The following is a 14,614-nucleotide window of genomic DNA, read 5'->3' as shown; positions in this document are numbered from 1 at the left end:
CAAATCTGGCTGTCAATCTCACCGAACAACAAGCACAGAGGTTGAGCATGCGTATCGACGATTCCGTATTCCTTATCAGTGGTGGCGCTTCCGGCCTGGGCCTGGCCACCGCCCGCGAACTTACCGGGCAGGGCGGCCGGGTGCTGCTGCTGGATATCAACGCCGAGGCCGGCGCGCAGGCCATCGAGGAGCTGGGCGCAGCAGCGCGCTTCGTGCGTGCCGATATCACCCGTGAGGACGATGCCCGCGCCGCAGTGGCGCAGGCTCTGGACACCTTTGGCGGTCTGCACGGGCTGGTCAATTGCGCCGGCGTGGCACCGGCGGAGAAGGTGCTCGGGCGCAACGGCGCGCACGGTCTGGACAGCTTCCGGCGTACCGTGGAAATCAATCTGGTGGGCAGCTTCAACCTGCTGCGCCTGGCCGCCGAAGCCATGGCCAAGGGCACGCCGAACGCAGAGGGCGAGCGCGGGGTCATTATCAATACCGCCTCGGTGGCGGCCTTCGACGGGCAGATGGGCCAGGCTGCCTACGCCGCGTCCAAGGGCGGTGTGGCCGCATTGACCCTGCCGGCGGCCCGCGATCTGGCGCGTTCGGGTATCCGTGTGATGTGCATCGCCCCTGGCGTGTTCGAGACGCCGATGATGGCCGGCATGCCGCAGGAGGTGCGCGACTCGCTGGCGGCCAATGTGCCATTTCCGCCGCGCCTGGGTCGGCCCGATGAATTCGCCGCGCTGGTACGTCACATCGTCGAGAACCCGATGCTCAACGGCGAGGTGATCCGCCTCGACGGCGCGCTGCGCATGGCAGCGAAATAACGGACTGGCAGCCCGGATGCAATCCGGGAGGACTTACAGCGATTTCCCGGATTGCATCCGGCTACGCGATTTGCAGGTGACAATCATGAAACAACAACTCGACCCCGTGGTTATCGTCAGTGCGGTGCGCACGCCCATGGGCGGCTTTCTCGGCGATCTGGCTGGCCTTTCGGCCGCCGAACTGGGCGCTGCCGCCATTCGTTCGACCCTGGAGCGCGCAGGCCTGGCGCCCGAGGCGGTGGACACGGTGCTGATGGGCTGCGTGCTGCAGGCCGGCCAGGGCCAGGCTCCGGCACGCCAGGCGGCGCTGGGCGCCGGGCTGAGCCAGGCGGTGCAGTGCACCACGCTGAACAAGATGTGTGGCTCGGGCATGCAGGCGCTGATGCTCGGGCACGACCAACTGCTGGCCGGCAGCAGTGACGTGCTGGTGGCCGGCGGCATGGAGAGCATGTCCAACGCGCCGTACCTGCTGCCGCGCGCCCGTAGCGGCTATCGCATGGGCCATGGTCAGGTGCTCGATCACATGTTCCTCGACGGCCTGGAGGATGCCTACGAGCGCGGCCGGCTGATGGGCACCTTCGCCGAGGACTGCGCGCAGAGCTACGGCTTCAGCCGCGAGGAACAGGACGCCTACGCCCTGGAGTCGCTGCGCCGCGCCCAGCAGGCGATGGGCGACGGCCGCTTTGCCGGCGAGATCGTCGCGGTCGACGCACCGCACGGCCGTGACCGTCACTTGGTCGAGGCCGACGAGCAGCCGCCGAAGGCCCGTCCGGAGAAGATCCCGACGCTCAAGCCGGCCTTCCGCGAAGGCGGCACGGTGACCGCGGCCAACGCCAGCTCCATCTCCGACGGCGCTGCCGCGCTGCTGCTGATGCGTCTGTCCCAGGCCCAGGAGCGCGGCCTGACGCCGCTGGCGCGGATCGTCGGGCACGCCGGCCACGCACAGGCGCCGAACCTGTTCACCACCGCGCCAGTGGCGGCTATCCAGCGCCTGCTGACGCGCATCGACTGGCGCCTGGACGAGGTCGACCTGTTCGAGATCAACGAAGCCTTCGCCGTGGTGCCGATGGTGGCCATGCGCGAACTGGCCATCGCACATGACAAACTCAACGTGCACGGCGGCGCCTGCGCGCTGGGCCATCCCATCGGCGCCTCCGGCGCGCGCATCCTGGTCACGCTGCTCTCGGCGCTGCAGCAGTATGGCGGCAAGCGCGGCGTGGCCTCGGTCTGCATCGGCGGTGGGGAAGCCACTGCCGTCGCCATCGAACTGTATTGAGGAGCCTTGTGATGCTGCCATCGGAACAGGATCTGCAGATTCAGGAAGCGGCCCGGCAGTTCGCCCAGGATCGGCTGAAACCCTTTGCCGCCGACTGGGATCGCGAACACCGCTTTCCCGTCGAGGCCATTGCCGAAATGGGCCAGTTGGGCTTCATGGGCATGCTGGTGCCGGAGCAGTGGGGCGGCGCCGAAACCGGCCACTTGGCCTACGCCATGGCGCTGGAGGAAGTGGCCGCCGGCGACGGTGCCTGCTCGACCATCATGAGCGTGCACAACTCGGTCGGCTGCATGCCGATCCTCAAGTACGGCAGCGAGGAACAGAAAGAGCGCTTCCTCCGCCCGCTGGCCGAGGGCCGCATACTCGGTGCCTTCGCCCTGACCGAGCCGCAGGCCGGCTCGGACGCCAGCGACCTGCGCACCCGCGCGCGCCGTGACGGCGACCATTACGTGCTCACTGGCGCCAAGCAGTTCATCACCTCCGGCAACCATGCCGGCATGGTGATCGTCTTTGCCGTGACCGATCCGCAGGCGGGCAAGAAGGGCATCAGCGCCTTTATCGTGCCCACCGACACGCCGGGATTCTCGGTGGTGCGGGTCGAGGACAAGCTCGGTCAGCATGCCTCGGACACCTGCCAGATCCAGCTCGACGAGGTACGGATTCCGGCGGAGCTGCGCCTGGGCGAGGAGGGCGAGGGCTATCGCATCGCCCTGGCCAACCTCGAAGGCGGGCGCATCGGCATCGCCGCGCAGTCGGTGGGCATGGCCCGCGCCGCGTTCGAGGCCGCGCGCGACTATGCCCGCGAGCGGGTGACCTTCGGCAAGCCGATCATCGAGCACCAGGCGGTGGCCTTCCGCCTGGCCGACATGGCCACACAGATCGCCGTGGCGCGGCAGATGGTGCATCACGCCGCCAGCCTGCGCGAAGCCGGCCGGCCCTGCCTGACCGAAGCCTCGATGGCCAAGCTGTTCGCCTCGGAAATGGCCGAGAAGGTCTGCTCGGCGGCCATCCAGACTCTCGGCGGCTACGGCTATCTCAAGGACTTCCCGGTCGAGCGCATCTACCGCGACGTGCGAGTGTGTCAGATCTACGAGGGCACCAGCGATGTGCAGCGGATGGTGATTGCACGCAGTCTGTAGGCGCACCGCGCGCACCGGGTTGGCGCCGTTGTCGAGGCAATGAACCCTCTCCCACAAGTGGGAGAGGGTTCACTCACGGTCAGCCTGGTCAATCGAACTGATACTGCATCCCCGCGCCGACATACCAGGCACGCTCCGGGCCGGGCTCGTAGAAACGGCCGTTGCCGTCGCCGACGATCACCGAGCCGATGTATTCGCGATCCAGCAGGTTGTCGATGCGCAGCACCTGATTGAACGTCAGGGCGCCGAGACTCTGCTCGAAACGCGCCTGCCAGTTGAACAGCGCGTAGCTCGGAGCCGCCTTGGCCGTATTGCTGTCTTCGACGTAGAGCTTGCTGCGGTACAGGCCTTCGATGGCGGTGCTGAAGCCCTCCCGCGGTTGCCAGGTGAGTTCGCCAAACAGGGTGCGGGCGGGTATGCCCGGCAAGTGGTTGCCGTCCTCGATCAGCCGGCCGTTGCTGGTGAAATCCTTGCTGTAGATGGCGTCGATATAGGTGTAGGCGAGATTGGCGCGCAGGGTTTCGCTCAGTTGGCTTTCCACTGCCAGCTCTACCCCTCGACGGCGGGTCTGGGCGGCATTCTGGAAGCGCGAACGGCCGCCGCTGGCCGACTCCACCACCAGCTCGTCGTCGGTATCGATCTGGAACAGTGCCAGTTGCAGGCTGGTGGTCTCGGCCAGACGCGCCTTGAGGCCAACTTCAATCTGCTCGCTGGTAGCCGGTTTCAGGTCGAAGCCGAAGCTGTTGTCGGGGCCTGAATAGGACAGCTCGTTGAGCGTCGGCGTCTCCAGCCCCTTGCCCCAGCTGGCGTAGATATTCAGCTCGGGGAGCAGGGCGTAGCTGGCGCCCAGGGTCGGGGTCAGCTCGCGGTAGGTCACTGAACCGCTGTCGTCGCCATTGCCGAGGAAGCGGTCGTCCACCTCGAACTCCACCTGGCTGTGGCGCAGACCGGCCTGCAGGTCGAGCTTGCCCAGCTGCCAGGCCGTCTGAATATAGGGCGACAGGCTGGTCACCTCGTTGCGTTCGTCGCGGCGCAGGTTGCCTTTCACACCCAGGGTACTGCCGACAAAGTTCTCATAGCCCTGACGGTCGTCGCGCGAGAAGTCGTAGTCCAGCCCGGCGGTCAGGGTCAGCAGGCTGCTGCCGAGGTCGAATGGCTGAATCCAGCGGTTGCCGATGCCGTGGAAGCGCCGCTCGAAATCGATCACGCCACCCGAGTGCGACGGGTTGCCCTGCACCGCGACGGGAATGGACTGGTACTGAATTACTCGCCGTGTGCCGCTGTACAGCGTGCTTTGCCAGGTTCCGGCAGTAAAACTGCGTTCGTAGTTGAGCGCCAATTGGCGGTGATCAACAGTCTTGCGCGTATTGAACTCCAGAGCGCTTGGTGCCGCTGCTCGGCGATCGCTTTGCGCCTGTTGCCAGGTCAGGCCCTGTGGATCCTCTGTGTCGTTCTGATCCAGCTCGCTGAAGCTCAGGCTGAGCTTGCTGAGATCATCCGGGTAGAGCGTCAGCTTGGCGAAGGTTTTCTCGAGAATGGCGGCGCTGTGATCGCGGTACCCATCGGTTTCGAAGTGCGAGCGATTGATGATAAAGCCGGCCTTGTCGTTGCCGCCTTCGGCCGCGATACGGGTGCGGCTGGTGCCGTAAGCGGCCTGTGAGGTATCGACGGAAACCTTGGGTGCACCTTCGCCGTCACGCGAAAACAGCTGGATCACGCCACCGGAGTTGCTGCCATAAACGCTGGCGAACGGCCCGCGCAGTACTTCGATACGCTCCAACGTGTCGAGGTCGAAGGTCGCCGCCTGACCCTGACCGTCAGGGTTGGACAGCGGTACGCCATCGGCCAGCAGCTTGATGCCACGGATGCCGAACGCCGAGCGGGCGCCGAAGCCGCGCGAGGACACCTGCAGATCCTGCGCGTAGTTCTGCCGGTTCTGCACCACCAGCCCGGGCACGCTGCCGAGCGCCTCGGACAGGTTGACGCCAGGTTTGCCGAGGCTGGCCTGCTCGGCATCGATCCGGTTGACCGAGAAGGGTAACTGCCAGCCGCTGGCCTGATAGCGGCTGCCGGTAATCACCAGCTCATCGATTTCGTAAGGAGACTGCTCAGCCAGGGCTAGACCGGGTAGCAGCACAAGACTGCCAAGATGCAAGCGCATGGAAACTTCCTTTCGCGATTTCTTTCTCTAGGGCTGCCAGTAGTGCCAGGCAAGCGCCGCAGGTGCCATGGACTGATAGTCGACTGCGACTTGTGTATTGGTCGCACTACTTTGGTCGCATCTCTGCTGCTCTGGCGGCCATCAATGGTAGGTTGACGGTCTCGGACATACGCGGCGACAGCGGTGAAAAATCTTTTTTGTACGACTTGTCGAGGTTGATGGATAGCGCTAACATTCGATTCAAACAATGAGCGGCCCACCCCGATGGTGCCCAGGAGTTCACATGCCGTACCAGCCTTTAGCCTCTGCTGCCAAGCCATCTACCCGAGCCCTAGTGGTTATGGGCGTCAGCGGTTCCGGCAAGAGTGACATCAGCAGCGTAGTCGCCTCCCGCCTGCAATGGCGTCATATCGAAGCCGATGATTTCCACAGTGCCGATAATGTCGCCCGCATGCGTGCTGGAATCCCTCTCAATGACGATGATCGCCAGCAGTGGCTCGATGCCTTGTGCCAGGAAATGCAGGCGGCCAAGGCGGCTGGAGAGGGCTTTGTGCTGTCCTGCTCGGCGCTCAAACGGGCCTACCGTGAGCGCCTGCGCCAAGCGCTTCCAGATTTGTCTTTCGTGCACCTGAGGATTGATCCGCTCACTGCACTGCAAAGGGTTGGCAACCGACCCGGACATTTCATGCCTGCTTCGCTGGTCGACAGCCAGTTCTCGACTCTCGAAGATCCTGACGGAGAGCCAGGGGTACTGGTACTGGACGCGGTTAATACGCGCGAGGTGCTGGTCGAAGAGGTTTGCAACTGGTTTCAGAGCGATATTCAGTCGCCTTTTGCCGGGGCAGGAGAGGTACTTGTTTCGTCTCAACATGATAGCGCTAACTGTGCAGGCAAAGAGCATATCTATGAGGGACGAGTAGCACACCTGTTCGACCGACTAACCGACGGCATGATGGCCTTGCTGATGACTTTCATGGTGGTAGCTGTGTTCGGCAATGTAGTACTGCGCTATGTCTTCGGCACCGGCTGGGCAGGGGCGGAGGAGCTGTCGCGGCTGGCCTTTGTCTGGCTGGTTTTTGTCGGTGTGGCTTCGAGCATGCGTCGTGGTGAACTGATGTGCTTTCGCATGATCCGTGATCGTTTCCCCGGATTGGCGCAGCGACTGGTGGACTCCTGCAGCTGGTTGCTTGTGACAGTGGCCAGTCTGCTCTCGGCAGTGGGGGCATGGAACCAGGTGGAATATGGCTGGGGCAATCTCAGTACGGTGACGGGCTATCCATTGGTGCTGACCATGCTGCCGATTCTCGGCTGCATGTCGGCACTGGTAATTCTGGCGCTGGTGCAACTGGTCAATGTCTGGCGTCGACCTCTGACCAATACATCAACTGGACTGACTGGTATCGCGGCGGACTGACGCCCGAATTTGCACGACGCCAATAACAAAATCGGGCAATGCCCGCCGAGGATTCGCCGATGACTGTCGCAGTTTTTCTTTCGTCGCTACTGGGCTTCATGGCTTTCGGAATGCCGATCGCCTTCGCCTTGTTGCTCACTGCCGCCGTACTGATGTGGTATCTGGACTTTTGGGATGTGCAACTGCTGGCTCAGAATCTTTTGGCCGGGGCTGACAGCTTTCCGCTACTGGCCATTCCGTTCTTCGTTCTGGCTGGTGAGTTGATGAATGCTGGCGGGATTTCCCGACGCATCATCGCCATGGCGCAGGCTTACTTCGGTCATATGCGCGGAGGGCTCGGCTATGTGGCTATTGCTGCGGCGATGCTGCTGGCAAGCATGTCCGGCTCGGCGCTGGCGGATACTGCCGCACTGGCTACGCTGCTGCTGCCCATGATGCGTCAGCGCGGCTATCCTCTGCATTCGTCGGCCGGGCTGGTAGCTGCCGGCGGCATCATCGCGCTGATCCTGCCGCCATCGATGGCCTTCGTGATCTACGGTGTGGTCACCAACACCTCCATCAGCCAGCTGTTCATGGCCGGGGTCGTACCCGGACTGATCATGGGAACGGGCCTGATCGTCGCCTGGCATCTGATAACCCGGGGCTTTACCGAGCCAACTCCGCCCAAGGCCAGCGCCGCCGAGCGTCGGCGGGTGCTGGTCGATGGTGTGGCGGCACTGATGCTGCCGGTGATCATCGTCGGCGGTCTGCGCTTCGGCATCTTCACCCCTACTGAAGCTGCAGTAGTGGCGGCGGTCTATGCTCTGGGCGTCTCGACCCTGTTCTATCGCGAGCTGACCTGGGAAGGGTTGATTGAGACCCTGACGCGCGCCAGCCGCACCACGGCTTCTGTGATGTTTCTTTGTGCTGCCGCTACGGCGTCTGCCTACATGGTCACGCTGGCCCAGTTGCCCGATGAAATAGGTGCCATGCTCGGCCCGCTGGCCCAGCATCCGCAACTGCTGATGCTGGGTGTGATGGTGCTGATGATTCTGGTCGGCATGGTGCTTGATCTGACGCCTACCGTACTGATTCTGGCGCCGGTGCTGGCGCCGCTGGCGGCCAAGGCAGGTATTGATCCCGTGTACTTTGGTGTGATGTTCGTGCTGATTTGCTCGATCGGCCTGATTACTCCGCCGGTCAGCACCGTTCTCAATGTGGTGGGTGGTATCGGCCGTATCCGCATCGAGGTGCTGGTGCGCGGCATCATGCCGTTCTTCCTGACTTATCTGGGCATCGTTCTGCTGTTGATAGCCTTCCCGCAAATCATCACTGCTCCCCTGGCCTGGATGCGCTGAGTCTGGTTCTTACTGCTGAACAAAAATAAGAGGCTATATCTCATGAAACGTCCTTTCATCGCACTGCTTACCTCTGCACTGCTGTGCAGTTCGCTGGTTACGGCCAATGTTCAGGCCGAGGAGATTCGCTCGCGGATGATCCGCTTTGGCTACGGTCTCAATGAGAACAGCAACCAGGGGCGGGCTGTTAAATTGTTCGCCGAAGAGGTGGCCAGAGCTTCAGACGGCAAACTCAAGGTGCGTGCCTTTGGTGCGGCCAGTCTGGGCTCGGATGACCAGATGCAGAGGGCGCTAATCGGTGGGGCACAGGAAATAATGGTGGGCTCCACAGCTACTCTGGTCGGCATCAGCAAGGAAATGGCGGTATGGGATACACCGTTCCTGTTCAGCAGCGCGCAGCAGGCTGATGCCGTGCTCGATGGTCCGGTCGGCCGTGAGATCATGGACAAGCTTGAGGAGAAGGGACTGGTCGGGCTGGTGTATTGGGAGAATGGCTTCCGCAACCTGACCAACAATGTTCGTCCTGTTACCCGGCTGGAAGAGTTCTCCGGCATCAAACTGCGCGTGATGCCCAATCCGGTGTTTCTCGAAACCTTCCGGATGATGGGCGCCAATGCCTTGCCGTTACCATTCTCCGAGTTGTTCACGGCGCTGGAGACGCGCGCTGTGGATGGTCAGGAGAACCCATTCAATACCATCCTTACATCGCGCTTCTACGAGGTGCAGAAGTACCTGACGGTGACCAATCATGCCTACAGCCCGTGGATAGTCACCGTGTCCAAGCGTTGGTGGGACAAACTCTCGGCAACCGAGCAGGGTATCCTGCTGGAGGCTGCGCGCAAGGCTCGTGACTTCGAGCGTCTGGACACTCGCGAGGAAGCCCAGCGCGCCTTGGCCGAGCTTCAGGCCAAAGGTATGCAGGTTAACGAGATCGATGCCGGCGAGGTGCGGCGCATGCGCGAGAAAGCGGCTCCGGCTGTACAAAAGGTAATCGATACGGTGGGCCGAGAGTTGTTCGAAAAAGTTCAGCAGGAGGCAGAGAAGGCCGCCTTGTAGATGTGCGTCCGCTGCCGTTTTTTGCGGGGAGGCAGCTCCTTGCATGGCGACTTTGCTCCGGGCTGCGTACCCCGCGTTTTAATCAAGCACGCCAAGTAGCAGGTAGTTGAGTGGCAGCCTGCTAGAATCGCGCCTGGTTTTTTATGGAGGCAGCATGAGTCAACGTCGTCGTCGTTCCGCCGAACGCGTCACCCTATCCGATGTAGCCAAGGCCGCAGGTTGCTCACTGATGTCGGCCTCGCGGGCACTATCGCAGCCCGGACGGGTGTCTGACAGCCTGCGCGAGCAGGTGATGCGGGCAGCGCGGGAACTCGGATACGTACCGAACCCGGCAGCACGTGCGTTGGCCAGTTCGCGCTCGAATCTGGTGGCGGTAGTGATTCCATCGCTCTCCAACTCGGTATTTGTTGATACTGTCGAGGCCATTCAGCGGGTGCTGATGCCGGCAGGCTTCGAGATGATGATTGGTGTCAGCCACTACCGTGTTGAGGAGGATGAGCGCTTGCTGCGCGCCTACCTGGCGCACCAGCCTGCAGGGCTGCTGCTGACCGGATTCGAACGCAGCGATTCGGCACGGGAGATTCTCGGAGCGAGCAATTGCCCGCTGGTGACCTTGATGGAGCTTAGCGAGGATCCGGAAGACTACTGTGTCGGTTTCTCTCAGATCGATGCCGGTGCGACGATGACCCGTGCGCTGGTGCAGCGTGGCTATCGGCATATCGCCTTTGCCGCAGCCCAGCTTGACCCGCGTACTCTGCAAAGGGCCGAGGGTTATCGGCAGGTGATGCGCGAACTCGGCCGCTATGACGCGTCACTGGAGCTGCTGACACCGGAGTTTTCTTCCATTGGCCTGGGGGCGGAGCTGCTTGATCGCCTGCTGGCCCAGCAGCCGCAGATCGATGCGGTGTTTTTCAACAACGATGACCTGGCCATGGGCGCACTGTTCCGGGCGCGTCAGCTTGGTCTGGATGTGCCGGGGCGCCTGGCAATCGCCGGCTTCAACGATCTGCCGGCCGCCGCCTGGATGCATCCGGCCCTGAGTACGGTGCGTACCACCCGGGGGCGTATTGGCGAACTGGCCGCAGGCATGCTGCTGACCCTGATGCGCGGAGAAACCCCCGAGCAGCGCTGCATCGATGTGGGGTTCGAACTGGTGATGCGTGACAGCGCCTGAGAAATCGCTTCTTGACACTATCGCAAGCAAGTCTCTAGGATGCCTCCTTGCGCCGATTTAAACAGCTACTTGCGGGGCGCCTCAGGGTGTTGTCATCAACGCCTGAAATTCCGCTAAAGCGCTGGTTCGGTGTCGCCTCTCACCGCTGCCCAGCGGGATGCCCGAGGCGGAGACTCGATAAATGATTTGTCCCAAACCCCCGATTCGTCTGGTGCCTATTACCACCGGCTTGCAACTGCGCAATCCCCGTGTTCTGCTGGGCGGAAATCACCAACCGACCCTGCTGCGCTACCTAGAAGGCTGGCCCAAGCGTTGGGGCGGGCCGCGTGCCTTTCGCATCCAGTTCGTGCAAAACGGCGAATCTTTGTCCCGTTTCGCCCGAGACAGCTTCGACCTGGCGGTGATTCAGGCTCCGGCTGCCGAGGCTGTGGCCGAGACGGTGCAGGAGCTGGTACGGGTAGCGCGTCAGGGGCTGATTACCCGACGTTGAATGTCTGCGCCTATGGGTAGTTGATTTCGACGATGTAGCAGGTCTTCTCGCCGCCGGGGCTGTGTACCCGCACCTCGGCGTCCAGTTCCTTGCCGACCAGGGCGCGGGCCAGTGGCGAGTCGATGCTGATCAGACCCTGTTTCAGATCCAGTTCGTCGGGGCCCACGATGCGGTAGCGCGACTGTTCGCCGTCCTCATCCTCGATGGTTACCCAGGCGCCGAAATACACCTTGTTCGGATCGGACGGTTTCTCGCTGACCACCTTGAGCTTTTCCAGGCGCTTGGTCAGGAAGCGCACACGGCTGTCGATCTCGCGTAGCATCTTCTTACCATAGGTGTACTCGGCATTTTCCGAGCGATCACCCTGAGCGGCGGCTTCGCTGACAGCCTGGGTTACCTGCGGGCGGCGGACATGCCACAGCTCATGCAGCTCGGCGCGCAGGCGCGCTTCGCCTTCGGGAGTGATCAGCGGGGTACCGGCGGGGCGGGGTGGACGGTAACGACTCATGGCATCTCAGTTGGCTTCAGGGCAGGCCAGTCTAGCAAAACGCTCACGACAGCTCAGCCCTCGCGCAGTACGCTTAGTGGGCTGGCGTTGAGCGCCCGGCGAGTACCAAACACACCGGCGAAGCCCACCAGTAAAGCACCTATCAGTGGCAGCACCAGCAGCCAGTAGTGTGGTTGCCAGCGCAGATCCAGGGTGTAGTGGTAGAGCAGGTAGGTCACCAGTTCGCAGCCCAGTGCAGCAAGCAGGCCGGCGGCCGCCCCCAGAAGGCCGAATTCGGCACGCCGTGCATTGACCAGCAGGCGTCTTTCCGCGCCAAGTGCCCGCAGCAGAGCACCCTGGTGGATGCGTTCGTCCAGCGTGGCCTGTAGCCCGGCCAGCAACACCGTGATACCGGCGGCGAGCACGAACAGTAATACGTATTCAATGGCCAGCGTTACTTGTGCCACGATAGCGCGCAGCTGCTCCAGCAAGGCATCGACCTGCAACAGGCTGACCGTGGGGAATGCTCGGCTGAGGGCCACCAGTTCGCTGTCTCGGTCCGGTGGCAGGTAGAAGCTGGTCAGATAGGTGACAGGCAGGTCCTCCAGCGTCTGTGGCTCGAAGATCATGTAGAAGTTGGGCCTGAAGCTGTCCCACTCCACACTGCGCAGGCTGCTGACTTCCGCTTCGCGCTCGACTCCTTCGACATGAAAGCGCAGACGGTCACCAATCTTGAGCCGCAGGCTCTGTGCCAGTTCGGCTTCAACCGAGACGCCAGGTATTTCGCGCCGACCACGTTCGGGCCACCACAGGCCTCTATCGATCCGGTTACCCTCTGGCAGTTGCTGTGCCCAGGTGAGGCTCAGGTCACGTTGGATCGCGCGTTCGCCACGGCTTTCCTTGCTTACCAACTGGCGCACAGGTTCGCCATTGATCGACAGCAGGCGACCGGGAACTATCGGGTACAGTGGAGAGGAATGTGCCGACAAGCGCGTCAGGTGCTCCGCAAAGGCGTCGTGCTCGGCAGGTAGGATGTTCAGGGCGAAGTGATTGGGTGCGTTCTCCGGCAACTGTTCCTGCCAAGTGTCGAGTAGTTCGCCACGCAGTACGGCAATCAGTGCCATGGCCATCAAAATCAGGCCGAAGGCCAGCGACTGACCGGCAGCTGCCAACGGATGGCGTAGCAGTTGTCCCAGGCCCAGGCGCCAGGGTAGGGCAGCACGCTGTAGCAGGCGGCGCAGGCTCTGCATCCCTAGCAGCAACAGACCACCCAGCAGTAGTGCCGCCAGCAGGCCTCCAGCGAGCAACGACAGGGTCAAGCTCAGATCCAGACTTAGCCGCCACATGATCAGCCCCAGAGCGAGTAGGGCAGCGGTATAGATCAACCAGGTACTGGGCGGCAGCGGCAGGATGTCTCGTCGCAGCACCCGTAGTGGCGGTACACGTCCCAAGGCAGCCAGCGGCGGCAGAGCAAACCCTGCCAGGGCCACCAGGCCGGTGGCGATTCCGGCCAGTGCCGGTGCCACACCAGCAGGCGGTAAATTCGCTGGCAGCAGGTCACGTAGCAGATGGAACAGCAGGTGCTGGCCAGCCCAACCGAGCAGGGCGCCGAGTAGGCTGGCAATCAGGCCAAGCGCGGACAGTTGCAGGGCGAATAGTGCCAGCGTCTCCCGACGGGATAGACCAAGACAGCGCAGCAGCGCACTGGCGTCGTAGCGCCGGCGGGCGAAGCGAGCAGCTGAGAGGGCCACAGCGACCCCTGCAAGTAGCACCGCAGCGAGGCTGGCAAGATTCAGGTAGCGCTCAGCGCGACCGAGGGCACCGCCAATCTGCCGGTTTCCATCGCGGGCGTCCTCCAGACGCTGATGTGGTGCTAGATCCGCCTCCATGGTTTGGCGGTAGACCGCGAGGGTGGTGCTATCGCCTCGCCAAAGGTCATGAAAACGTACTCGGCTGCCAGGCTGCACCACTTCGGTCGAAGGCAGATCCTCGAGGCTCATCAGGACTCGTGGGGTCAGACTGTAGAAGTCGCCGGAAGTGGCAGGGTCGTGGGTCAGTACTCGACTCAGGCGAAGTTGTCTGGCGCCGATTTCGATCTCGTCACCTATCTTCAGATCAAGCGCCACTAGTAGCCGTGCCTCAGCCCAGACCTCGCCAGAAGCAGGTGCAGCCAGGTGTTGCTCCGTCGCATAGGGTGCGGTAGTCCCCCTTAGCTCACCGCGCAGTGGGTAGTTGCTGCTGACTGCCTTGACATTAACCAGTTGAATGGCCTCGGCGCCAGCGACCACACTGGAAAATTCCACGGTCTGTGCATGCTCCAGTCCCAACCGCAAGCCACCGTCGATTTGCTCGGGTGTTGCTGCCGTGCTGCCGCTCAGACGCAGGTCAGCGGCAAGAAACTCGCTGGCCCGCAGTAGCATGGCATCGTGCAGGCGGGCGCCGAAATAGCCGATGGCGCTGCTGGCCGAAACGGCCACCAGCAGCGCAAGAAACAGAATGCGCAACTCACCGGCACGGGCATCGCGTAATAACTGCCTCCAGGCCAGCGTCAGCAGGCGACTCATGGACAGTTTCATCAGGGCTCCACGCAGGCGATCAGATGACCGGCTTCGAGGCGGATCAGGCGCTTGCAACGGTGGGCCAGACGCTCATCATGTGTGACCAGTACCAGCGTGGTGCCACGCTCCCGATTGAGTTCAAACAGCAGATCGCTGATGCACTCGCCGGTCTGGCTGTCGAGGTTGCCCGTTGGCTCGTCGGCGAACAAAACCGCAGGGTCAGCCGCGAAGGCCCGGGCAATAGCCACACGCTGCTGCTCGCCGCCGGAAAGCTGGCGAGGGTAATGACTCAGACGCTGGCCCAGGCCGACGCGCTCAAGCAGCACACGGGCACGCTGGCGGGCGTCGGCATGGCCCTCCAGCTCCAGAGGCAGCATGACGTTTTCCAGCGCGTTGAGGCTGTCGAGCAACTGAAACGATTGAAAGACGAAGCCGACATGCTCGGCCCGTAGGCGGGCACGCTGATCCTCCCCCAGTGCACCGAGATGCTGACCGGCCAGTACTACTGTGCCGGAGCTGGGCAGATCCAGGCCGGCGAGCAGGCCGAGCAGAGTGGACTTGCCCGAACCGGAGCTGCCGACGATGGCCAGGCTGTCGCCTCTGCTCAGACTGAGATCGAGGCTGTGCAGGATGGTTAGTTCACCTTCCGTGCTGTCGACCACTTTGCTAAGGTTCCGTGCAGCGAGAATGCTCGAGTTCATGGAGAA

Annotated in this window: 12 protein-coding genes; 8 read left to right on the top strand and 4 right to left on the bottom strand. The window is 62.7% G+C overall.

The window, feature by feature from the left end; translation table 11 throughout:
* The first annotated feature begins 47 nt into the window (after positions 1–47).
* The 3 genes from NCCP436_RS06080 (at position 48) to NCCP436_RS06070 (ending at position 3,230) form a co-directional block, all read left to right on the top strand.
* The gene (locus NCCP436_RS06080) at positions 48–815 is read left to right on the top strand and encodes a 3-hydroxyacyl-CoA dehydrogenase (RefSeq protein ID WP_220803010.1); all 768 of its coding nucleotides are present in this window, start codon (positions 48–50) and stop codon (positions 813–815) included.
* Positions 816–900: 85 nt separating this feature from the next.
* Positions 901–2,091: an acetyl-CoA C-acyltransferase gene (locus tag NCCP436_RS06075; protein WP_220803008.1), complete on the top strand. Its 1,191-nt coding sequence runs from the start codon at positions 901–903 to the stop codon at positions 2,089–2,091.
* 11 nt (positions 2,092–2,102) lie between these two features.
* Positions 2,103–3,230, top strand: coding sequence for an acyl-CoA dehydrogenase family protein (locus NCCP436_RS06070; protein WP_220803006.1), 1,128 nt, complete (start codon positions 2,103–2,105; stop codon positions 3,228–3,230).
* Positions 3,231–3,318: 88 nt separating this feature from the next.
* On the opposite strand, the gene NCCP436_RS06065 is transcribed toward NCCP436_RS06070, so the two are convergent.
* Positions 3,319–5,391 carry a TonB-dependent receptor gene (locus NCCP436_RS06065; protein ID WP_220803005.1) on the bottom strand — a complete coding sequence of 691 codons (2,073 nt, stop codon included), beginning with the start codon at positions 5,389–5,391 and terminating at the stop codon, positions 3,319–3,321.
* Between the two features lie 283 nt (positions 5,392–5,674).
* On the opposite strand from NCCP436_RS06065, the gene NCCP436_RS06060 reads away from it, so the two are divergent.
* From NCCP436_RS06060 to NCCP436_RS06040, 5 genes are all read left to right on the top strand, one after another.
* Positions 5,675–6,805, top strand: coding sequence for a gluconokinase, GntK/IdnK-type (locus tag NCCP436_RS06060; protein ID WP_259651451.1), 1,131 nt, complete (start codon positions 5,675–5,677; stop codon positions 6,803–6,805).
* Positions 6,806–6,864: 59 nt separating this feature from the next.
* Entirely contained in the window at positions 6,865–8,142 is a 1,278-nt protein-coding gene (locus tag NCCP436_RS06055; protein WP_220803004.1) for a TRAP transporter large permease, read from the top strand.
* A 42-nt stretch (positions 8,143–8,184) separates the two neighbouring features.
* On the top strand, positions 8,185–9,198 hold the full coding sequence (locus NCCP436_RS06050) for a TRAP transporter substrate-binding protein (protein ID WP_220803003.1): 1,014 nt from the start codon (positions 8,185–8,187) through the stop codon (positions 9,196–9,198).
* 154 nt (positions 9,199–9,352) lie between these two features.
* The gene (locus NCCP436_RS06045) at positions 9,353–10,372 is read left to right on the top strand and encodes a LacI family DNA-binding transcriptional regulator (RefSeq protein WP_220803002.1); all 1,020 of its coding nucleotides are present in this window, start codon (positions 9,353–9,355) and stop codon (positions 10,370–10,372) included.
* A gap of 181 nt (positions 10,373–10,553) precedes the next feature.
* Positions 10,554–10,862: a class I SAM-dependent methyltransferase gene (locus NCCP436_RS06040; protein WP_220803001.1), complete on the top strand. Its 309-nt coding sequence runs from the start codon at positions 10,554–10,556 to the stop codon at positions 10,860–10,862.
* 10 nt (positions 10,863–10,872) lie between these two features.
* Here NCCP436_RS06040 and greB read toward each other — a convergent pair whose 3' ends face one another.
* Genes greB through NCCP436_RS06025 form a run of 3 tightly spaced genes read right to left on the bottom strand, consistent with a single transcriptional unit; the run spans position 10,873 to position 14,608 of the window.
* A complete protein-coding gene (gene greB / locus NCCP436_RS06035) occupies positions 10,873–11,370 on the bottom strand; it encodes a transcription elongation factor GreB (protein ID WP_220803000.1) in 498 nt (165 codons plus the stop codon).
* Between the two features lie 53 nt (positions 11,371–11,423).
* Positions 11,424–13,925, bottom strand: coding sequence for an ABC transporter permease (locus NCCP436_RS06030; RefSeq protein WP_259651450.1), 2,502 nt, complete (start codon positions 13,923–13,925; stop codon positions 11,424–11,426).
* Positions 13,925–14,608 (bottom strand): ABC transporter ATP-binding protein, encoded by a 684-nt coding sequence (locus NCCP436_RS06025; RefSeq protein ID WP_220802998.1) that lies wholly within the window; start codon positions 14,606–14,608, stop codon positions 13,925–13,927. The genes NCCP436_RS06030 and NCCP436_RS06025 overlap by 1 nt, the downstream gene beginning before the upstream one ends.
* Between the last annotated feature and the right edge of the window lie 6 nt (positions 14,609–14,614).

Origin of the sequence: Pseudomonas sp. NCCP-436, assembly GCF_019656335.1 — a bacterium.
Taxonomy (GTDB): domain Bacteria; phylum Pseudomonadota; class Gammaproteobacteria; order Pseudomonadales; family Pseudomonadaceae; genus Aquipseudomonas.
The sequence above is the reverse complement of the archived record's forward strand: the minus strand, read 5'-3'. Positions and strand labels throughout refer to the sequence as shown.